Genomic DNA, 19,780 nt, shown 5'->3' with positions numbered 1-19,780 from the left:
TTGGAACGACGAACTCACGGCATGGCTGCGCCGCAAGGCGGCGCCGTAGAGGAGAGAGGGCTTCTCGAATTCCTGATCCGGCAGAGGGCGTGTCCCGATGCCTTCATCAGGAGGACGAATTGCCATGTTTCAAGGCGAGGAAAGCGAAGTGCGCGAAGCCAGCCTCGCCGAGAACTTCCAGCGACTCGCGATGAACCCGGCCGACGAGGCGCAGGCCTTCGCCTCCATCATCGAAGCAGGAGCTACGACGGAAGACGTAGCGCGACGCTTCGGCCTCACCGTCCGGTTCGTCGAAGGGCGCCTGCGTTTGGCAAGTCTGGCACCCTGCGTCTTCGAAGCGCTCGCCGAAGGCACGATCACGCTCGACATGGCCAAGGCCTACGGCGCGATCTCCGACGTCGAGCGCCAGGCGCATGTCTATGCCGAGCTGCAGGATGCCTGGTACCAGATCACGCCTGACACGATCCGCCGCATGGTGCTTGATGCCACGGTGCGTGGTTCCGATCCGCGGGCCGTGCTTGTCGGACGCGATGCCTATCTCGCCGCAGGCGGCCGGATTGAGCGCGAACTGTTCGACGATGACGCCAGCGAGAGCTGGATCGATGTCGCGCTGCTCGAAGACCTCGCGCACAAGGCCATGGACGAAGCCGCAGAAAAGACCGCGCTCGAATTTGGCCTTGCCTGGGTCCGGCCGACGCTTGGCAACTACGTCAGCCACGACCTTGTTGAAGGTCTCGGTCGCTTGCCTTCGCGCCCCATGCTTTTGATGGAGCGTTTCAGATTGAGCATCTGTCGACGGACCGGTCCTGCACCAAACTGGCGGTCGGGACGCTCGGCGTTGCGAGCAAGTGCGACCTCTTCAGGCAGTTCGAAGGTAATGGCGACGACCAGGGCGTGCCATTTGCGGGCAAGCGCGACCAGGCTCTTGCGGGATTCCGGTTGTACACTGGTGGCATCAACGACCGTGAACCGCCGGTTCTTGAGCCGCTTCTCGACAATGAAATGCAGCACGTCGAAGGCGTCGCCGGTGGCGGACTGGTCAGTCTCGTCATCGGCAATCCAACCACGCATACGATCCGAGGATACGACCTCAGTCGGCAGGAAGTGCTTCGACGCAAAGGTCGACTTGCCCATACCTGACGCGCCAACCAGAAGGACAAGCGCGAATTCTGGAATCTCGATCTTCATGCCGCCTCCTTCACCGCATCGACGCGTGAAAAGATGGCGACCTGTGTCGGGTGACCATAAGTTGGATCTTCGCTCCCAATGCCTTCGTATCGGACCTCGTAGCCGTACGCCTTCGCAACTGATTCCGCCCAGTGGTGGAATTCGGAACGCGTCCACTCGAACCGATGGTCCGAATGCCGCATGGTGCCTGGCTCCATCCCTTCGAAAAGGACGTTGTATTCGCTATTGGGAGTGGTCACGATCACGTTTGCCGGTCGCGCGTGACCGAACAAGGCCGCTTCCAGTGCTGGCAACCTCTCTGCATCGATGTGCTCGATAACCTCCACAAGGGCGGCCGCGTCGAAACCCTTGAGTCGATCGTCGCGGTACACGAGCGAACCTTGCATCAGCTCAATCCGCTTGCGCTTGATGTCGGGCATGCGATCCAGCTTCAGCCGGTCACCTGCCTTTGCCAGAACGCGCGGCGCGACCTCGACACCAACAATGCGGTCGAGACCCTTGATCGTGAGAAGCTGGCGCAACAACCGACCTTCTCCGCAACCAAGATCGAGTACGCTCGACGCTCCGAGATTGCGGACCAAATCCGCCAGATAATCCATGCGCTGCGTGTTGAGCCGGATCGGCTTTTCGATCTTTTCTTCCTCTGCATCGCGCGACGCGTGTTCCTCCGGTTCTTCCGCCTCAACCCGCTCCTCTAGTTGCTCAGTTGCTGACCGCATGAGCGACCGGAACCCAAGCAGGTACCGACGAACGATGAGCTCCTTCTCAGGATGCGCCTCAAGCCATTCGCCACCCTTTTGGAGCAGTTTTTTGACCTCATCCTCGCCCACGTAATAGTGCTTGGAATTGTCCAGCACCGGAATGAGCACAAAGAGGTGCGTAAGCAGGTCCTGAACCCTTACCGTGCCTTTGATGTTCAGCGACACGTATGGGCTAGCCCCCCACTCTGGATGCGCCGGATCGAGCGGAATTGCTTCTGCCTCGACTGAGTATCCCAACGGTTCGAACATGCGCGCCAGAAGGTCAGCCGACCCCCTGGCCGGGAGCGGCGTAAGAGAACATTCAAGCGGGATCGCGGTATCAGCAAGCTCCTGACGCAGCTTCGATCGGCCACCCATTGCGGTATTGAGAAGACGGCCAAGTGCGACCGACAGCAGCGATGACGCGGCATATGGCCGGTCATTGACATACTGATCCTCAATGCTCGCCTTGCCCCTAACCAGCGCGACCGGATCGACCTCCAGAGTAATCGCAGCGGTGCATCGATCCTCCCCAGCCTCGGGGTAGAACAGAGTTGCTGATCCAAACGGCAGCTCGACCGAATGGACGTTCTCCGGATGCTTCATCAGGAGGAAGCCGAGGTCGGTAGCAGGCCTATGAGTGATAGAAATTGTCAGAAGCATTTTCTCGATCCGGGTACAAAAAAGCCCCGTCGATTTCTCGGCGGGGCTGCGTCCATTGTTTGGGTGAAGTCCGAACTAGGGCGCAGCGTTTGGATTGGGCAGCAGGGCGCGAAAATTGCGCGCGCAAAACCGCTCGTCGCCATAGGCGCGATGATTCAGTGCAGGCAGTTTCGCTATGAACATGTGCTTCTAGTTCAACAATTCTTCGATACGGTCAAGTTGCCTCTTCGAAGCGCCTACCTGCTGCGACAGATCTAACGATATCGAGTGCCGAAGTCGTGCGCTCATCGGATTCCTTTTTGATCCAACCATGCCAGTGTACCTGGCCAATGGCGTTTACGGGCCTGCTGACGCAGCGTACCATCTCCATCCTTCGCTTCGGGATCAGCGCCTGCACTAAGCAATGTAAGCACGGCACGGTCATCGTCCAGAGACAGCACGGCGGTAGTCCCATCATCGTCTTTCGCGTTGGGATTGGCTCCCGCATTCAGCAGGGTTTTCGCAACGGCCGGGTCATTGGAACCCATTAAAGGCGTCCAACCGATGCTATCGCGCGCTTCCAACGGAACGCCAAGCGCGACCAATGCAGCAGCCATTTCGACACGCTTGGCACTCCCTGCATCCGCGCAACGCCCATAGCCGCTTCGCAGTTGGTGCAGCGCATTTCCGCCTTCACCAATCGCTTTCGGATTTGCACCTGCTTCGATCAGGGCCTTCGCAATTTGAGCGCTGCAACCCATGTCGCTTAGGAAGGTCGAGTCCAAACTCTTCTTGCTCATCCGTGCCACTTGCCCCGCGCTCTTCATCTTTTCGAAAAGGGCTATGTTTCCCGTTTCTGCCGCATATTGAGCAATCACCGAACCGATGGTCGCGGTCTCGGATGACCGTCCACGAACCCCGACATCGACAGTCGTCGACAAGTTCAACCCTTCGGCAATGACTGCTTGGATCAGTTCATTGGCGCCAGCCTGCTCCGGTGGCCACCAGTTTAGTTGAATCGCGGACTGAACCAGTTCGGCAGCATCTCGTGATTGGAAATCGAACCCTTGTGCCTTGAGCAGAGCAACGGTTTGAGCGTTCCCACGAACCCATCGATCTGTGCCGGCGAGCTCGTCAACAGCATCTTCCAGAGCGGTCACGCTGGCAGGCATTCCAACCTCTTTGCCGACGTAATCGACCACGCGTTTCGTTGCCTTGCGGACATGTACCGTGCGTCCATCGCAAGCATAGGCGGACAGGCCACGCGACGCAGCCAGCTCGCCGCCAGCGTCGTGATCGACGAAGAGATGAAGCTCGGTCACGCTCTCGGGCACACTGACGAGGCCGAAGCGCTCATTCCCGAGGGTCGCCCAGACGGGGACACCGGTGAGAGCATAAGCCGACATTGCGCTTTCAATGCCTTCAGCAAGGCCGAGCTTGCCAGAGGCCGGAGCGAAGAGGCGGACAGCAGATTCACCGAGCGCGCCAAGCGCGCGTTTCGGCTTGTCGAAAGCGGCCTTGGTATTGCCCGAAAGGAACGTGCGATGGACGGCGACCGGCCCCTCGTCGAGGCTGACTGCCGCGATCAGGGCGGGCAAAAAGCGGGTCCGTCCTTTTGGACCAAGCGGCGTTCGTGGATGGAAGCGGAGCGCTGGAGATGCGGCGAGGATGCCGCGGCTCTCAAGATATTCCTTTGCCGGACTGGCACGCAGTGGCTGTGCATCGCGCCAGATCCTCAGCGCTGCCGCCGAGGGTTTGCGGGTGCTGGTCGGTTCGGGGCCGTTGGTCGTCGCAGAAGCTGAAAAAAGCGCCGGTGCCTCGAATCCTTCACGCGCCAATGCAGACAACACGCTCTGCTGATCGCATCCCGCAAAGCAATGGAAGAGGATGGCCTGTCGGCCGAGCGACACACCGAGTGACGGCGTGCGATCATCATGCGCAGGGCAGCAGGCCATGCCCTTGGTGCCGGACCACTTGCCGCCCCGGCTTTCGCAGATCTTGCGGGCGGTGTCCTCAAGCGAGGTACGTGACAGGGTTGAATTCGAAACGGGCATACCGGCTCCATCGCCTCACAATTGCCCCTCCAACCGACCCTCTCTCCTCTCGGATAAGCACGCAAAAAAGCGTTTTCCTACACCTATTTGTTCTATTTATGTTCTCTTGCAGATCGAGGCAAGGTGAAAGGTTATGCGATGCGAATGTATCTGGTGGCCTGCGGTTGCGGTGCGCTAGCGATAGCGATTTCGGGGTCTGCGCGGGCGCGGGAGTTTCAAGTCTTCGACCATGACCTCAGCAAAGTTGAGGTTACAACCGACAAAGGTCTTGGCTTTAACCCGACTGCAATCGACTTGGCCAAACCAGAAGGCGGCAAGGCTTATATCGATAGAAGCTTCAAGGAAGCTTTGTACGAGCCACTCATCCGGCAAGCTGAAGCGCGATACCAATTACCGCCTCGACTGCTTCAGGCCCTGATTTGGCAGGAATCGCGGTTCAACCCGATGGCGATCAGTCCGGCTGGCGCCGCTGGTCTCGCTCAACTGATGCCGGGAACGGCAAGAGAACTCGGTGTCAGCAATCGCCACGATCCGGCTCAGAACATCGACGGTGGCGCGCGGTATCTGAAGCAGATGCTAGAGCGCTTTGGTGCGATCCATCTCGCGCTGGCCGCCTACAACGCTGGACCCGGCGCCGTGTCGCGAGCCGGCGGGATACCGAAAAATCGGGAAACGCCTGGATATGTGAAGAGCGTTATCGACCGATGGATGGCATACAGCTCGATATGACTACGAATCGGAAAAGGATCAGCGGACGGCTCGAGCATCTTCCTCGGGGAGCTGCAATTGTAACCGATGCCGGTGATCACTGGGTTCTTGAAGACTATGAACCCTCAAACGATGACTTCGGATTTGAAGTTACCGCAGAGGGTATTGTCGTCGGGTTCGACCGGCTTCGCGTCGAATGGCTTGGTCAGGTGTCCGCTTAGGAGCAGGTCAAGCGGCCCTCAAGACCGCAATGTTTTGCGGCTTGCCGCCGATGGAGTCGAGGAAGTCTGCCCAATCCTGCAACATTGCACGCCGAGGAGCGAGATATTCGGCAGCATTGTATGCTCCGCGAACTTCGTTTTCTTCGCTGTGTGCCAATTGCAGTTCGACCCAGTCTTCATGATATCGACGGATCCACATCGGGGGATCGCCGACCTCGACAAGCTGCTCATTCGCCCAGGTGCTCGCCAGACCCCTGAAGCCGTGAACAGTTTGCCGCCCGTGGTAACCGAGCCGATAGAGGCCATAGATCATCGTATTCTCTGAGAGCGGCATCTTGGGCTTCTGGCCTGGAAAGACGTATTTACCTTCGGACTTGCTGATCAAATCCTGAGCAAGAGAAGCGGCTTGTCGCGACAGTGGCACGATATGCTCGCGGCCCATTTTCATCCGGTCAGCGCCAATGCGCCATACTGGTGAAGGTCCACCCATATCTTCGAACTCGTGCTTCTTGGCGAATCGAAGCTCCTTCGTCCGCACCCATGTAAGAAGAGCGAAATTCAATGCTGCCCGGGTAATCTCGGAGCGTCTCTCACCCTCTTCTTGATATTGCCCGATCTTAATCATCAGCTCGGGTAGCTGCGCGAGAGGTAGCTTCGCCATATGCTTGACCCGAGGCCGTGGCTTCAGTGCCCCGCGAAGATGCGCAGTAGGGTCGGAATCACAAAGGCCGCTGGCAATAGCGAACTGGAACACCTGTCCAATACATTGCTTTGCCCGCCGACTGATGTCGAGCGCGCCGCGCTCTTCGATTTTCCGAATGACCTTTAGCACTTCTGGTGGAGTGATCTCATGCATCATGAGCTCGCCCAAGTCAGGAAACACATCCTGGTCCATGCGTGACCAGACACGCTTCGCATGCGCGGGATCGAGACTACTTGCTCTGTTCTGATGCCACATGGTGGCGATCGCCCTGAAGGTCTTGGCCTCTTCGAAGTCCCGACCCGGTTTGTGGACCATCGGGTCCCTGCCCTCAGCCAGCACACCTTTGGCAACTTTCTTGAGTTCTCTTGCTGCCGCTATTCCTACTTCGGGATAGGCGCCGAAAGAAAGCAGCTTCTCCTTACCGTGGTAACGGTATTTCAGCCGCCAGAGCTTCGAGCCGTTCTTTTGAACAAGGAGGAATAGACCCTCCCCATCCGCAAGCTTGTATGGGCGCTCTGCCGCCTTCGCTTTTTTGATCTGAATCTCACTCAAGGCCATTGGGGGTATCGCTCCTTTTCGCTACCCCCGGAAAATACCCCCAAAATACCCCCACACCAAATCCGGCTTCAAGCGAATGCAAGCGCACGCAAGCGGACGCGAATCGCTCACATCATTCTGTTTTAATTGAATTTTGCGGATGCATGCGGCCCCAAGCGAACCCATGCGGATTCGAGAATGGTAGCGGAGGAGGGACTCGAACCCCCGACACGCGGATTATGATTCCGCTGCTCTAACCACCTGAGCTACTCCGCCCCGAGAAGGGATGACGCGATAAAGGGCGTCGAAACGCTCGCGACAGGCGGCGCGTTTAGGGCCGGCTCGCCATCCGGTCAACCTCGCATTTCACTCTCGCGGCGCGAGTCATCAGCCGCGGAACGACCAGTCCTTTGCGAACTCCCACGGACCGCCGCGATAGCGGTGCAGTGCGAACCCCTTGAACGCGAAGTCGCGCGCCTCGATCTGCGGCGCCAGCAGCGCCTGAAGCGCCTTCGCTTCTTTCGCGCTGACCTTGTTCTGGACCGTTACGTGGAGCCGCGGGCGATGCTCGTCCTGCGGGGTCAGACTGCCATGGAAATGGTCCGCAATCGCATCGCGCAAGGTGAGCATGGCCGGGCTCGACAGCCTGAGCGCGGTTCCGCCGCCAAGGCTCATCACGCCCTCTAATCGCGCAGGAGCAGGCGCGTTGTCGCGCACCAGTTTGGCGATGAAGTCGGACAGTTCCGCCTCGCAGGAAGGCGGCAAGGCGTGAAAGAGCGTCACATGCGCTTCCAAGTGATTGCGTTCCGGCGGAAAGTGCTCGTCCCTCAGCCGCGTGGTCCATGCGTGCATGTCCTCGGGCAGCCGTGCCGTCAGGATGAGCGGCGCCGGGGCGTTCACGCTGCGCTGCTCAAAGATTTTATCGCCTGATCGACCCGCTCGCGTCCTTGATCTCCGCCGTCATTGGCCCCCGCAGCAAAAGCCAAGCCGCTATTCCGGTCGACGATCGCGCGCGCATACCAGAAGGTGTTCGAGCCGTCGTGGAGGAGCACCGGCAACCGGTCTTGCCCGAAGGATGCAAGAGCCCAGCCGCCAGCATAGGTGAGGTCCGGCGATGGCGGAGTCAGCAGATGGCGCAGGGTTTCCGGCTGAACGAGGGGCGCGCCTTCCCGCAGGAACAGCGAAAGGAAACGGCCATAGTCAAGCGGCGACATATGCACCGTCCCGGCCGGACCGAAGGCGGCGGGATTGTCCGCGATCCCGGTAGGATCGAGCGGCAGGCTCGTTCCGAAATAGGCCTGTCTGCCCCACAGCCCCTCCTGAAGGGGTGCACCGAAACCGGCGCTGCTGAGGCCCAGCGGCTTGAACACCATGTTGGTCATCGCTTCTTCCCACGACATGCCGAGCAGGCGTTCGATCGCCGCCCCGAGCACGATGAAATTGGCGTTGGCGTAAGCGAAGGTTCCGCGCTCGTGGCTCGGCGCGCGCTTCAACCATTCTTCGGTAAAAGTCCGGCGTTGGTCGGGCAGCGGGGCATCGTCAGCCCGCCGCGTGTTCAGCCAAGTAGCGTCGATGCCGCGATCGGACAGTCCGGCGACATGCGCCATGAGTTGCTCGACGCTCGCATCGCGCAGGTCGGCGTGAAGCGCGATGTCGGGGAACAGCTCGGCCAGCGTTGCCCCCCAGTCCGCCTCGCCCCGTTCGACGCAAACCGCATAGAGCAATGCCGTCATCGCCTTGGTGTTCGAGCCCAGATGCCAGCGCAGTTCGGGCGACAGGTCGAGGCCATTCTCTTCCAGCAACTCGAGCCGGGTGACGCCGTCCGCATTGACGGCGATGCCGAACGTGCCGACGAGGAACGCTTGTTCCTTCGCCGAAAGCGATTGCGCAAACAACAAGGCGGTCGAGCCAAGCGCGCCGGAAAGGATCGCGCGACGGGAGCAGGACGGCGTCTCTACCGCCATCAGATGCCTTCGCGGCGACGAAATTCGCGCCATTTGCGCACATTCTCGTTATGCTCGGCCAGCGTTCTTGCAAAAACGTGGCCGCCGCTACCGTCTGCGACGTAATAGAGCGCGTCGGTATCCGCCGGGTCGAGCACGGCGGCAATGGCCTCGCGCCCCGGATTGGTGATCGGTCCGATCGGCAGACCGGCGATCGCGCGCGTGTTGTAGGGGTTGGGATCGCGCAACTCGCTTACGCGGATCCGCCGCCCTAGCGGCTTGCCCTTGGTGATGGGGTAGATAGTGGTCGCATCGGCGCCCAGCATCATGTTCGTTTCGACGCGGTTCGACATGACGCCCGCCACCATGCGCCGTTCTTCGGGAAGGCCGGTCTCCTTCTCGACGATGCTGGCGAGGATCAGTGCCTCGCGCGGCGTGTCGACCGCAATGTCCTCGCTTCGATTGGCCCATAGTTCGGCCAGCGTCTCGTCCATTGCGGCCTGCATCCGGGCGAGGACGGCTGCCCTGCTCTCGCCCCGTTCGTAGTCGTATGTCTCGGGCAGGACCGAGCCTTCCTCGGGCACTTCGATTTCGCCTGTCAGCAGGGGCTCGGCCATCAGCTTTTCGTAGACGAGGATCGAGGGCGTACCCTCGGGGATCGTGACTGCCCGGCGAATGACGTCGCCGTTCTGGAAGGTCTCCAGAATCTGCGCGGGACTGGCGCCGGCGGGCAGGAGAAATTCGCCCGCCTTGATCGGTTCGCTTCCCCCGAGGATCTTGGCCCTGAACAGGAATCCGTCGGCGGAGGAGACTATCCCTTCCTCTTCCAGCTTGCCGGCAACCGAAGTCAGGCTCGATCCGGACGGGACAAGGAACGTGCGATCCTCGACCACGGTCCCGCCGCCATACCACGGGAAAATGAGCGCGCCCGCTCCGATGGCCGCAGCGAGGCCGACGATGGCGAGGAGGAGGCAACCGAACTTCTTCATCTGCGTGCGTCCGGCCCTTGCCTGTCCCTGCTTATCCTAGTCACTCGGCCCGCTTCATGATGAGCGAGGCGTTCGTGCCGCCGAACCCGAAGCTGTTGTTAAGCACGGCATCGACCTGCCGTTTCTTCGCCTCGTGCGGGACGAGATCGACGCCTTCCGTCCCTTCGTCCGGATTGTCGAGATTGAGCGTGGGCGGAACGATCTGGTCGCGCAGCGCCAGGATGCAGAAGATGCTTTCGACGGCCCCTGCTCCGCCGAGCAAATGCCCGATGGCGGATTTCGTGCTCGACATGGATGCCCCGCCGAGATCATCGCCGAAGACGCGCTTTGCCGCAGCCAATTCGATCGTGTCGGCCATCGTGCTCGTCCCGTGCGCGTTGATGTAGTCGATGTCGCCGGGTTCCATGCCCGCCTTCTTCAACGCCATGCGCATGGCGAGTTCCGCGCCCTTGCCCTCGGGGTGCGGCGCGGTGACGTGATAGGCATCGCCCGACAGGCCGTAACCCACGACCTCTGCATAAATCTTCGCGCCGCGCGCCTTGGCATGCTCGTATTCTTCGAGCACGACGACGCCCGCGCCCTCGCCCATGACGAAGCCTTCGCGGTCCTTGTCATAGGGGCGGCTCGCCTGTTCCGGCCGGTCGTTGTAGCTCGTATTCAGCGCGCGAGCCTGCGCGAAGCCGGCGACGCCCAGCGGGTTGACGGTGCTTTCCGCGCCGCCCGCCAGCATAATGTCGGCATCGTCGTCGCGGATCATGCGCGCCGCATCGCCGATCGAATGCGCACCGGTGGAGCAGGCAGTCACGACCGCATGGTTGGGCCCCATCAGGCCATATTTGATCGAGACCTGTCCGGAGATGAGATTGATGAGGCGCCCATGCACGAAATGCGGGCTCACACGGCTCGCGCCGCGTTCCTTAAGGACGATGCTCTCGCTCTCGATGCCGGGCAGTCCGCCGATGCCCGAGCCAATCGAGGCGCCGGTGCGCATCCGCATCTCCTCGGGCATGTCATCGAGGCCCGCGTCTTCGAGCGCCTGTCCCGCCGCATCGATGCCATAGACGATGAAGGGATCGACCTGTCTTTGCACCTTGTGATCGACGCGCTTGTCGGGATCGAAGCCGTATTCGTGATCCTTGGGCTTCACCTCACAGGCGATCTTGCACTTCTGCCCTTCCGTATCGAAGCGCGTGATCTGCCCCGCCCCGCTCTTGCCGGCGAGCAGGTTGGACCAGGCGGTTTCGACATCGGCTCCGAGGGGCGTGACAAGACCCAGGCCAGTTACCACGACACGGCGCATTCAAATCTCCAAAAACAGGTAGGCTAAACGACGACAGGCCCGAACCCGAAATAATCGGGCTGGACCTGTCGGATAACCGCCTCACGCGCGTTCGAAGCGCGCTGCGGGCGAGTTACGGCAACGTCAGGCTTCAGCCCTTGTGCTCTTCGATATAGCGCGTCGCGTCGCCGACCGTGCTGATCTTCTCGGCCGCATCGTCGGGAATCTCGACGCCGAACTCTTCCTCGAACGCCATGACCAGTTCCACGATGTCGAGACTGTCCGCCCCGAGATCGTCAATGAAGCTCGCATCCTGAGTGACCTTGTCGCTTTCGACGCCAAGATGTTCGACAACAATTTTCTGCACGCGGTCAGCAGTATCGCTCATGAATTTCCCTCTCGGATTGGGGGGTTAGATATAGCTCTTTGCCCTAGAGAACGCTTCGCCGCAGTGCAAGAGGCATGAACCGCTGCACCGCCTCTCCTTCGCCCGGACCGGCCTTGCGGTTTCTCAATCGCCCGGCGTCTTCGTCGCACCTTCCGGGATCGCCTGGTTCGCGCGGGTCGGCTCGACCGTGCGGATATGAAGCTCGCGGAGTTGATTCGTGTCGGCGGCGTTGGGCGCGCCCATCATCAGGTCCTGCGCGCGCTGGTTCATCGGGAAGGCGATGACCTCGCGAATGTTCGGCTCGTCGGCAAGCAGCATCACGATCCGGTCGATGCCCGGCGCGGAACCGCCATGCGGCGGCGCGCCCAGCTTGAACGCTTCCAGCATTCCGCCGAAGTTCTTTTCCACCGCTTCCTTGCCGTAGCCGGCGATCTCGAACGCCTTGTACATGATGTCGGGCCGGTGGTTACGGATCGCGCCGCTCGACAATTCGTAGCCGTTGCACACGATGTCGTATTGCCAAGCGAGGATGTCGAGCGGATCCTGGTGCTCCAACGCCTCCATCTCGCCCTGCGGCATCGAGAAGGGGTTGTGGCTGAAGTCGATTGTCTTCTTTTCCTCGTCATATTCGTACATCGGGAAGTCGACGATCCAGCAGAACTTGAAGCAGCCTTGCTCGATCAGGTCGAGTTGTTCAGCCGCACGGGTCCGGGCAAGTCCCGCGAGCTTGGCTGCATCCTTTTCTTTTCCAGCAGCGAGGAAAACACCGCCTTTCCCGTCGAGGCCGCAACGATCCGCAATCTGGACGAGACGTTCCACGTCGAGACGATTGGCTATCGGTCCGCTAGCGATTGTCGCGCCGTCAATATCCGTAATCTCTACTTCGCCAGCCCGAAGTCGGCGCTCAATATCTAAACCCTCGCCGAATCTGATATAGGCGAGCCCCGCAAATCCCTCCTGTCGTGCCCACTCGTTCATCTTGTCGAAGAAGCTACGCGCTTGATCAGCAGTATTCGGGGCAGGAATCGCACGAACAACGCCACCCGCAGATATAATGCTATCGAACATCGACACATCGCTTCCCGCGAAAATATCTGAGACATCGGAAATGATCAGCGGGTTGCGCAAGTCCGGCTTGTCGCTGCCGTATCTCAGCATGGCCTCGCGATAGGGAATGCGCGGGAATTCACCCGCGGGCGTCACGCTCTTGCCGTCGGCGAATTCCTCGAACACGCCGGCGAGAACGGGTTCCAGCGCGGCGAAGACATCGTCCTGCGTGACGAAACTCATTTCCAGGTCGAGCTGGTAGAATTCCGGGCTGCGGTCGGCGCGCAAATCCTCGTCGCGGAAACATGGCGCGATCTGGAAATAGCGGTCGAACCCGGCCACCATCAGCAGCTGCTTGAACATCTGCGGCGCTTGCGGCAGCGCGTAGAAGGTGCCGGGATGCAGGCGGCTCGGCACGAGATAGTCGCGCGCCCCTTCCGGGCTGGACGCGCCGAGGATCGGCGTCTGGATCTCGTTGAAGCCCTGCTCCGTCATGCGCCGCCTGATCGAGGCGATGACCTTGCTGCGGAGCATGATGTTCGCATGAACCCGCTCGCGGCGCAAATCGACGAAGCGGTATTTGAGGCGCGTTTCCTCGGGATAATCCTCTGCCGAATTGACGATCAGCGGCAGTTCCTCAGCCCGGCTCTGCACCGTGCAGTCGCGCGCAAAGACTTCGATCGCGCCGGTCGGGAGGTTATCATTGACCGTTGCCGCATCGCGCGCCTTCACCTCGCCGTCGATCGTCACGACGCTTTCGACCCGCAGGCCTTCGAGCGTCTTCAGCGCCGGGGAATCCTCGTCCGCCACGATCTGCGTCATGCCGTAATGATCGCGCAGATCGACGAACAGCACGCCGCCATGATGGCGTTTCCGGTGGATCCAGCCGGACAGGCGCACGGTCTTTCCGACGTCTTCCTGTCTCAAAGCGGCGCAGGTATGGGTACGATAGCTATGCATGGAATGTTTTTTCCGTCGTTTGTCGCAAGAGAGCGGTCGCATTTTCGCGCATTCGCTCTATTAGGTTGCGCGGGCTAACAGGGGAAGCGCCGCTTTTTGTCAACCCGATGGATGCGCGCGATCGCATCGCGGGGGCAGACGGGCGGCGGCGGCTTTCAGCGAGGACGGCACTCCGTCCGCCATTCGAGAGAATAGATGCACATACACGATCTGATCACCGATACGAAGACCCTCGCAGCCTTGTGCGAGCGGCTTGCCAAATCCGAATTCGTCACCGTCGACACCGAATTCATGCGGGAAAACACCTACTGGCCCGAACTCTGCCTCGTCCAGATCGCGGACGAGAACGAGGCCGCCGCCATCGACCCGCTGGCTAAAGGCATCGACCTGTCCCCCCTCCTCGACCTGCTGACCGACAACGAGGACGTACTCAAGGTCTTCCATGCCGGCGGGCAGGACGTGGAAATCGTCCACAATCTCACCGGCAAGACGCCGCATCCCATCTTCGACACGCAGATCGCGATGATGGCGATCAGCCAGTCGGAACAGATCGGCTATGCCAATCTCGTCGAAAGCTGGCTCGGCTTCGGCGTGGACAAGGGCGCGCGCTTCACCGACTGGAGCCGCCGTCCCTTGACCGACAACCAGATCGAATACGCCATCGGCGACGTCACGCATCTGGCGAAGATCTTTCCGCGCATCCTCAAGAAGCTGGTCAGCACCGGACGCGGCGTATGGCTCGATGCGGAAATGGAAAAGCTCGCCGATCCGGCCAATTACGAGAACGACCCGGCCATCGCCTGGCGACGGATCAAGGCGCAGGGACGCAATCCCGCAATGCTCGGGCGACTGAAGGCGCTCGCTGCCTGGCGCGAGGGCGAGGCACGGCACAAGAACATTCCGCGGGGCCGGATCGTGCGCGACGAGACGCTCGCCAGCCTCGCCATGTCGCCGCCCAAGAAACAGGCCGACCTCACGAAGGTGCGCGGTCTTTCGGGCGCGTGGAAGGACAACGACATCGGCAAGCGAATGATGAAGGTCATCGAAGAGGCCGAGCCGCTGTCCAAGGACGAATTGCCCGAACGTGGCCGGCGCGGTGCGCCGCTCGGCAAGGAGGGGGCGCTGGTGTCCGACCTTCTGAAACTGCTGCTCAAAATCCGCAGCCGCGAGATCGACGTCGCCTCCCGCCTGCTGGCGCGCAGCGACGACCTCGATGCACTGGCCGCCGGAATGCGCGATCTGCCGCTGCTGAAAGGCTGGCGCTACGAGGTGTTCGGCAAGGACGCCCTCGAAGTGGTCGAAGGCAAGCTCGCCTTCGGCGTGCAGAGCGGTAAGCTCGTGATGACGCATATCGACGACATGCCGGAAAACGGCATGAATGGCGGTTCGCGTAGGAACAAGGAAAGCGCCAGGGACAACGCAAGCGAGAGCGCCGCCTGACCGCCCATGTCGATCTACCTCCCCACGATCAAGCAACTCCAGTATCTCGCTGCGCTGCACGAGCACAAGCATTTCGGCCGTGCCGCCAAGGCCAGCTTCGTGTCGCAATCGACCCTGTCGAGCGGCATCCGCGAACTGGAATCGCTGCTCGGCGTCACGCTGGTCGAGCGGAGCCGCCGCGTCGTGCGCTTCACGGCGCTCGGCAATCAGGTCGTCGCCAAGGCGCACCGCATCCTGCGCGAGACGGAGGAACTGTCCGAGATCGTGCAGGCTGCAGGAAAGCCGCTGGCAGGACAGCTTCGCATGAGTGTCATTCCGACGATCGCGCCCTTCCTGCTGCCGCGCATCCTGCCGCGCCTGCGCCGCGAACGGCCCGATCTGCGCCTCAAGCTGCGCGAGGAAACCAGCAAGGACGCGGTCGAGAGCCTGCATCACGGGCGGGTGGATTGCGTGCTCCTCGCTCTCCCTTACGAAACCGGCGAAGTCGCCAAGGCGCATATTGCCGACGACCGCCTCTTCGCCGCCTTCCCCAAGGACGATCCGCGCGATCTGCCGAGCAAGGTGCTTCCGTCGATGATCGACGAGGGCCGCCTCTTGATGCTGGAAGACGGCCATTGCCTTAAGGAACACGCGCTGGCGGCCTGCAACCGCCCCGAACTGCGCGAATCCGCGGCGATGATCGGCACGAGCCTGCATACGCTGGTCCAGCTCGTCGATAACGGGCTTGGCATGACCATCGTGCCCGAAATGGCGATTGAGGCGGGCATCCTCGACAATACGGACGTCGAGGCGCGCCCGCTGGAAGCGGACCAGGCGACGCGCGAAATCGTGCTGGCGTGGCGCAAGAACTCCCCGCGCGAGGCGGATTTCGAACTGCTCGCCGAGGAACTGCGCGCCGGCTAGCCAGGCGCGCAGTCGCCTATGGCTTTTTGCGCCCAAACCTCTTTATCATCCGGCTGCCAAGATCTTTCAGTTGGCGCTTCGCCGGTCCGAGCAAACGCCTTCCGTGTCCCTCTATCCACAAGGTTCCGACGGCACGGTTTATCGGAACCGAAAGCAGTTCCGGCCATCCATGTGCGGTCATGTCGACCTGCAGTCTCTCGGAGCGGCGATATGAAACCGACAGGCTAAGCATCGCTTCGATACAGTACCCGCTGGTCATGAAATTGAGCGTGTTCGGCCGGCCGAGAAACAGGTATCGACTATTCGCCTCCCAGCAACCCAGACGCTGTTCGAGGTAGGAAAGATCGAGAATGTCATAGGGGTTGGCCCGAACGAAACTTGGCAGACCGTCGAGCCAATGCTGCGCTTTTGCTAGAGTGATTGGCAAGACCGGCGTCTTTGTTAGTTTCAAGAGCATTTCCGCGGTATGACCATCTCCTGTCCAGTGGCTATGTCTTTCACAATGCGCCGACCGTGATCGATCATTCGTCCGGCAGCGGTGGGACCATCCAACGTCCGAAACGTCGACTTCGGCCAATGCCGGACGGGTTCGAAAGAGTGCAAATCGAGATAATGATTGGGCAGCAATCGTTCGATCCCGTCGAATGCCGTGAGCCCGAAGCTGTAATAATTCTGGGTCGCAAGCGGATCGACTGACTTGCTAAGTTCGAGATTCCTCGAAAACGGTGCGAGCAAGTTGTGGGACGTGGCGACGCGCCTCGTCGAACGCTCGAAAACTGCGGAATGGATCGGTCCCAGATAGATACGCTCAAAATCGGCGGCGAGAACAATGGCGATCCACATCCCCTCCAGCCCCGTTCCATCCGAGTGACCACTAGCATTTCGACCATAAAGGAAATTTTCGACAAGGGCGTCGTCAACCGGACCGTCGCTACCCAGCCTTACTATATCGGGATAGGGAGTAGCTTTGCCCGATACGGTATGCAGCATCGGCTCTATGACCCAACCGACATGCGCCCCCTTGTCGGTCTGGAGCTGCGCCAATCGTGCGTCGGGATGACACGCCAAATGCCATCTGCCGAGACTTCGCTTCTGCCACTCCCCCGGCAAGTCGCCTTTTTGTTGTGACAGCACCCATTGACGGGGCAAGTCATCGGTTTTCAGAGGATATATGGCATCCAGCTCATCGAAATTCGTCATTATTGCAGATGATCTCTTCGTTTCTGTCTTGCGTTCTCCTAACAATGATGAAGAGGAGTTCAACATGAAGAAAATTATAAGCGAGATCAGCTTCTCGTTTACATCATAGATTAGTCAATTTTTAAAACTCATTATTGTGCGTAGTCAGAACGATCAGCAAGCTGCTGGCTGTTTCTTTCCTACTTGAGCACGTCGTGGCAAGGTCTGGCGATGGCAAAGCCGCGCACCCTCGCCCCTTCCACATTTCTCGAAAGACCTCTTTGGCCCGCGAGACAATCTACCCGGCGCGGGTCGATCGAAAGTCACACGGCTTGTCGAAAGAAGGGCCGCAAGCCCCTCCCGAACAACGCTTTTTGCAGCAAGGTCACAGGGGTTACGGCGATGTTCTGCGTTCCATCCAGCCGAGCGGAGATCAATCCATGTGCTTCAGGCCGACCCGCAAATAGTCCCAGCCGGTCACCAGTGTCAGGATCGCCGCGCCCCAGAGGAAGAACAGGCTCGTTACGTGGATCCAGCTATCCGCAAAGGCGGCGCATTGCCCTTCGAGCGACTGGCACGGTTGCCCGTGGACCGCGCCGCCAAGGATCAGGCCGCCCAGCGCGAGAAGCTGGAACGTCGTCTTCCACTTCGCGAGGCGGCTCACTGGCACCGAGACCTGCAATCCGCCGAGAAATTCGCGCAGGCCCGAGACGGCGATCTCGCGGATGAGGATGATGAGGCCCGCAATCACATGAAGATCGCCCGCATAGGGACCGCGCAGATAGCCCTGCGCCGTCAGGACGACGATCACGGCGGCGACCATGATCTTGTCGGCAATGGGATCGAGGAAGATGCCGAGCTTGGACACGGCGCCGCTCGACCGGGCGAGATAGCCGTCGAAATAGTCGGTGATGCCCATCAGGCAGTACAGGGCCCAGGCGAGCCAGTAACCCAGTTGCCATTGCGGCCACCACAGCAGGAAGGCGAGCAGCGGAATGGCCACGATCCGGCTGAGAGTGAGGATATTGGGCAAACTCAACATCGCGGCAAAACGTCCTTCCCGTACGGCTGCCCCGTCCCTAAACGTCTTTCGATGCTGCGCAAACCCCGCTTTATTCCTTGCCCGTGCGGCACGCTGCGCTACACCGGCTCGCGGATGAGGAAGAGTTCGACAAGGATTGGCAGCCGGCTTCGCACCGGCGGTGAGGAAATACGATAGTTCCATGACCGTCACGACGCATCTGCTGCGCCGCCGCCGCTTCCTGCCCCTGTTCGTCACGCAGTTGTTCAATGCGTTCAACGACAATCTGTACAAGAACGCGATGGTCCTCTTCGTCGTCTATCAGGTGTATAATTCGCCGCAGACCGAAGGGAGCTTCAGCGCGCTTGCCTCCGGCCTGTTCATTCTGCCATTCTTCCTTCTGTCCGCGCTCGCCGGGCAACTTGCCGACATGCGCGACAAGGCGGCGATCATCCGGACGGTGAAGGCGTGCGAGATCGGCCTGATGTGCATCGGCGCCGTTGGCCTGTTCCTGGCATGGCAGGGGCTCTTTACCCACGCAGTCGCCATTCCGCTCCTGCTGTTCGCTCTCCTGTTGACGGGCGTGCAATCGACCTTCCTCGGCCCGATCAAATACGCGATTCTGCCGCAGCATCTCAAGAAGGACGAAGTGCTTGCGGGAACGGGCCTCGTCGAGGCGGGGACCTATATCGCCATCCTCGCAGGCACGATTTTGGCCGGATGGATCGAGGTGCAATGGGCGATAATCGCCATCCTCGTGACCGCCGTGGTCGGCTATCTCGTCAGTCGGCAGGTGCCCACCGCCCCGCCGATGGGCGAACCCGAAACGCTCGATTGGAACCTGTGGCGGGCCTCGGTCAATCTGGTGAAGGACACCATGCATGACCGGCAGATCTTCTATGCGATTATCGCCATCAGCTTTTTCTGGGCGATCGGGGCGGTCCTCATCATCCAGTTCGTTCCGCTGGCGAAGAACGTCATCATGGCCGAGCCGGAAGTCGCCAGCCTGTTTCTCGTCATCTTCTCGATCGGTATCGCCATCGGTTCGCTGGCCGTGAACGCACTATTGAAGGGGCGCGTTTCCGCCCGATATTCGCCATGGTCGGTGATCGCAATGGGCGCGTCGGTCGTCGCGTTCTATCTCGTGTGCCGGTTGTGGGAAGCGGACCAGCCGACAGAGCTTCTCAACGTGTCCGAGTTCATGAGTTGGCCGATGGCAAGCCTGCTGCTCCTTTGCCTGCTGGGCATTTCGGTCGCCGGGGGAATGTTCGTCGTGCCGCTCTATGCCTTTTTGACAACCCGCGTCAGGCCCGAAAAGGCGGCCCGCACGATCGCTGCGAACAACATCGTCAATTCGGGTGCAATGGTCGTGGGTTCGCTCGCGGCGATGGCTCTCAACGTATTCGGAATGCGGCTTACCGAGCAATTGCTGATGAGCGCGGTGATGTGCCTCGTATCGGCATGGCTGGGGCAACGCCTTTACGACATCGAGCGCGCCGATGCCCTCGTCACCGCATAGGTTCGCCGCTTCAGGCGAAGAAGGCGAGTGCCGCGGCGAAAACGACGAAATAGGTGCTGGCGACGCCGCGCATGTCCTGCATGGTGAGCCAGAGCGTCGGGCGACCGCCGATACTGTCCGCATCGATCGCCGGATCGGCTGCGAGGGATTTGTGAGGAAGCCGCGCGCGAAAGGAATTGCGGGCGCTTTCAGTGGTAAGGACGAGTGCTCTTCTCATGATGCTGGAGTTAACGAAATCGTAACCATTATGCTCCCCGCAAATGAGCCGCTGTCGCAATTCGGCACGTTAAGGATGGCGGCTAACCATCGCATCCTGCAG

The 19,780-nt window shown here is 60.5% G+C and carries 20 protein-coding genes, 1 tRNA gene and 1 pseudogene; 7 read left to right on the top strand and 15 right to left on the bottom strand.

Translation table 11 applies throughout. From position 1 onward, the window contains the following. Positions 1-124: 124 nt before the first annotated feature. Positions 125-772, top strand: a pseudogene (locus tag GRI38_RS14035) (ParB/RepB/Spo0J family partition protein); the annotation flags it as partial. Here the strand turns inward: GRI38_RS14035 and GRI38_RS03050 are convergent. After that, positions 706-1,188, bottom strand: a complete 483-nt coding sequence (locus GRI38_RS03050; protein WP_160681492.1) for an AAA family ATPase — start codon at positions 1,186-1,188, stop codon at positions 706-708. The pseudogene GRI38_RS14035 and the gene GRI38_RS03050 overlap by 67 nt on opposite strands. Continuing rightward, on the bottom strand, positions 1,185-2,534 hold the full coding sequence (locus GRI38_RS03045; RefSeq protein WP_237487325.1) for a 3' terminal RNA ribose 2'-O-methyltransferase Hen1: 1,350 nt from the start codon (positions 2,532-2,534) through the stop codon (positions 1,185-1,187). Before GRI38_RS03045 ends, GRI38_RS03050 begins: the two co-directional genes overlap by 4 nt. Before the next feature lie 30 nt (positions 2,535-2,564). Between GRI38_RS03045 and GRI38_RS13890 the strand changes: the two genes are divergently transcribed. Continuing rightward, complete coding sequence (locus GRI38_RS13890; protein ID WP_202389924.1) at positions 2,565-2,849, top strand: hypothetical protein; 285 nt, start codon at positions 2,565-2,567, stop codon at positions 2,847-2,849. Positions 2,850-2,875: 26 nt separating this feature from the next. Here the strand turns inward: GRI38_RS13890 and GRI38_RS03040 are convergent, their stop codons facing one another. Continuing rightward, positions 2,876-4,624: a DUF7146 domain-containing protein gene (locus GRI38_RS03040; protein ID WP_160681490.1), complete on the bottom strand. Its 1,749-nt coding sequence runs from the start codon at positions 4,622-4,624 to the stop codon at positions 2,876-2,878. A 144-nt stretch (positions 4,625-4,768) separates the two neighbouring features. Between GRI38_RS03040 and GRI38_RS03035 the strand changes: the two genes are divergently transcribed. Both GRI38_RS03035 and GRI38_RS14030 read left to right on the top strand, forming a co-directional pair. Then, positions 4,769-5,353 carry a lytic transglycosylase domain-containing protein gene (locus GRI38_RS03035; RefSeq protein ID WP_160682439.1) on the top strand — a complete coding sequence of 195 codons (585 nt, stop codon included), beginning with the start codon at positions 4,769-4,771 and terminating at the stop codon, positions 5,351-5,353. Then, on the top strand, positions 5,329-5,553 hold the full coding sequence (locus tag GRI38_RS14030) for a DUF5818 domain-containing protein (protein ID WP_192895895.1): 225 nt from the start codon (positions 5,329-5,331) through the stop codon (positions 5,551-5,553). Before GRI38_RS03035 ends, GRI38_RS14030 begins: the two co-directional genes overlap by 25 nt. A 7-nt stretch (positions 5,554-5,560) precedes the next feature. On the opposite strand, the gene GRI38_RS03030 is transcribed toward GRI38_RS14030, so the two are convergent. The 8 genes from GRI38_RS03030 to aspS form a co-directional block, all read right to left on the bottom strand. After that, a complete protein-coding gene (locus tag GRI38_RS03030) occupies positions 5,561-6,814 on the bottom strand; it encodes a tyrosine-type recombinase/integrase (protein ID WP_011413769.1) in 1,254 nt (417 codons plus the stop codon). A 178-nt stretch (positions 6,815-6,992) separates the two neighbouring features. Beyond that, positions 6,993-7,069, bottom strand: a tRNA-Met gene (locus tag GRI38_RS03025). Between the two features lie 111 nt (positions 7,070-7,180). Next, a complete protein-coding gene (locus tag GRI38_RS03020) occupies positions 7,181-7,693 on the bottom strand; it encodes a 2'-5' RNA ligase family protein (protein ID WP_337191229.1) in 513 nt (170 codons plus the stop codon). Next, entirely contained in the window at positions 7,690-8,757 is a 1,068-nt protein-coding gene (locus GRI38_RS03015) for a serine hydrolase domain-containing protein (RefSeq protein WP_160681489.1), read from the bottom strand. Before GRI38_RS03015 ends, GRI38_RS03020 begins: the two co-directional genes overlap by 4 nt. Next, positions 8,757-9,725, bottom strand: a complete 969-nt coding sequence (gene mltG, locus GRI38_RS03010; RefSeq protein WP_160681488.1) for an endolytic transglycosylase MltG — start codon at positions 9,723-9,725, stop codon at positions 8,757-8,759. Before mltG ends, GRI38_RS03015 begins: the two co-directional genes overlap by 1 nt. Positions 9,726-9,765: 40 nt before the next feature. After that, the gene (gene fabF, locus GRI38_RS03005; RefSeq protein WP_160681487.1) at positions 9,766-11,025 is read right to left on the bottom strand and encodes a beta-ketoacyl-ACP synthase II; all 1,260 of its coding nucleotides are present in this window, start codon (positions 11,023-11,025) and stop codon (positions 9,766-9,768) included. Between the two features lie 130 nt (positions 11,026-11,155). Further along, positions 11,156-11,392 (bottom strand): acyl carrier protein, encoded by a 237-nt coding sequence (locus GRI38_RS03000; protein ID WP_160681486.1) that lies wholly within the window; start codon positions 11,390-11,392, stop codon positions 11,156-11,158. Between the two features lie 123 nt (positions 11,393-11,515). Beyond that, complete coding sequence (gene aspS / locus GRI38_RS02995) at positions 11,516-13,399, bottom strand: aspartate--tRNA ligase (protein WP_160681485.1); 1,884 nt, start codon at positions 13,397-13,399, stop codon at positions 11,516-11,518. Positions 13,400-13,594: 195 nt separating this feature from the next. Between aspS and rnd the strand changes: the two genes are divergently transcribed. Together rnd and GRI38_RS02985 are read left to right on the top strand one after the other, a co-directional pair. Further along, positions 13,595-14,839 carry a ribonuclease D gene (gene rnd, locus GRI38_RS02990; RefSeq protein ID WP_160681484.1) on the top strand — a complete coding sequence of 415 codons (1,245 nt, stop codon included), beginning with the start codon at positions 13,595-13,597 and terminating at the stop codon, positions 14,837-14,839. 6 nt (positions 14,840-14,845) lie between these two features. Then, a complete protein-coding gene (locus tag GRI38_RS02985; RefSeq protein WP_160681483.1) occupies positions 14,846-15,742 on the top strand; it encodes a hydrogen peroxide-inducible genes activator in 897 nt (298 codons plus the stop codon). Between the two features lie 16 nt (positions 15,743-15,758). On the opposite strand, the gene GRI38_RS02980 is transcribed toward GRI38_RS02985, so the two are convergent. The 3 genes from GRI38_RS02980 to pgsA all read right to left on the bottom strand — a co-directional run bounded on the left by GRI38_RS02980 (position 15,759) and on the right by pgsA (position 17,963). Beyond that, positions 15,759-16,193: a hypothetical protein gene (locus tag GRI38_RS02980; protein WP_160681482.1), complete on the bottom strand. Its 435-nt coding sequence runs from the start codon at positions 16,191-16,193 to the stop codon at positions 15,759-15,761. Next, positions 16,190-16,942 carry a hypothetical protein gene (locus GRI38_RS02975; protein WP_160681481.1) on the bottom strand — a complete coding sequence of 251 codons (753 nt, stop codon included), beginning with the start codon at positions 16,940-16,942 and terminating at the stop codon, positions 16,190-16,192. Before GRI38_RS02975 ends, GRI38_RS02980 begins: the two co-directional genes overlap by 4 nt. A 412-nt stretch (positions 16,943-17,354) precedes the next feature. Then, a complete protein-coding gene (gene pgsA, locus GRI38_RS02970) occupies positions 17,355-17,963 on the bottom strand; it encodes a CDP-diacylglycerol--glycerol-3-phosphate 3-phosphatidyltransferase (RefSeq protein ID WP_160681480.1) in 609 nt (202 codons plus the stop codon). Between the two features lie 181 nt (positions 17,964-18,144). Here pgsA and GRI38_RS02965 point away from each other — a divergent pair, with 181 nt between their 5' ends. After that, positions 18,145-19,461, top strand: a complete 1,317-nt coding sequence (locus GRI38_RS02965) for an MFS transporter (RefSeq protein WP_160681479.1) — start codon at positions 18,145-18,147, stop codon at positions 19,459-19,461. 10 nt (positions 19,462-19,471) lie between these two features. Here GRI38_RS02965 and GRI38_RS02960 read toward each other — a convergent pair whose 3' ends face one another. Beyond that, positions 19,472-19,678, bottom strand: coding sequence for a hypothetical protein (locus GRI38_RS02960; RefSeq protein WP_160681478.1), 207 nt, complete (start codon positions 19,676-19,678; stop codon positions 19,472-19,474). Positions 19,679-19,780: the final 102 nt, after the last annotated feature.

The sequence above is a fragment of the Parapontixanthobacter aurantiacus genome (assembly GCF_009827635.1).
In the GTDB taxonomy this organism is placed as follows: domain Bacteria; phylum Pseudomonadota; class Alphaproteobacteria; order Sphingomonadales; family Sphingomonadaceae; genus Parapontixanthobacter; species Parapontixanthobacter aurantiacus.
Note: the sequence above shows the minus strand (reverse complement) of the source record. Positions and strands in the feature narration are given on the sequence as shown.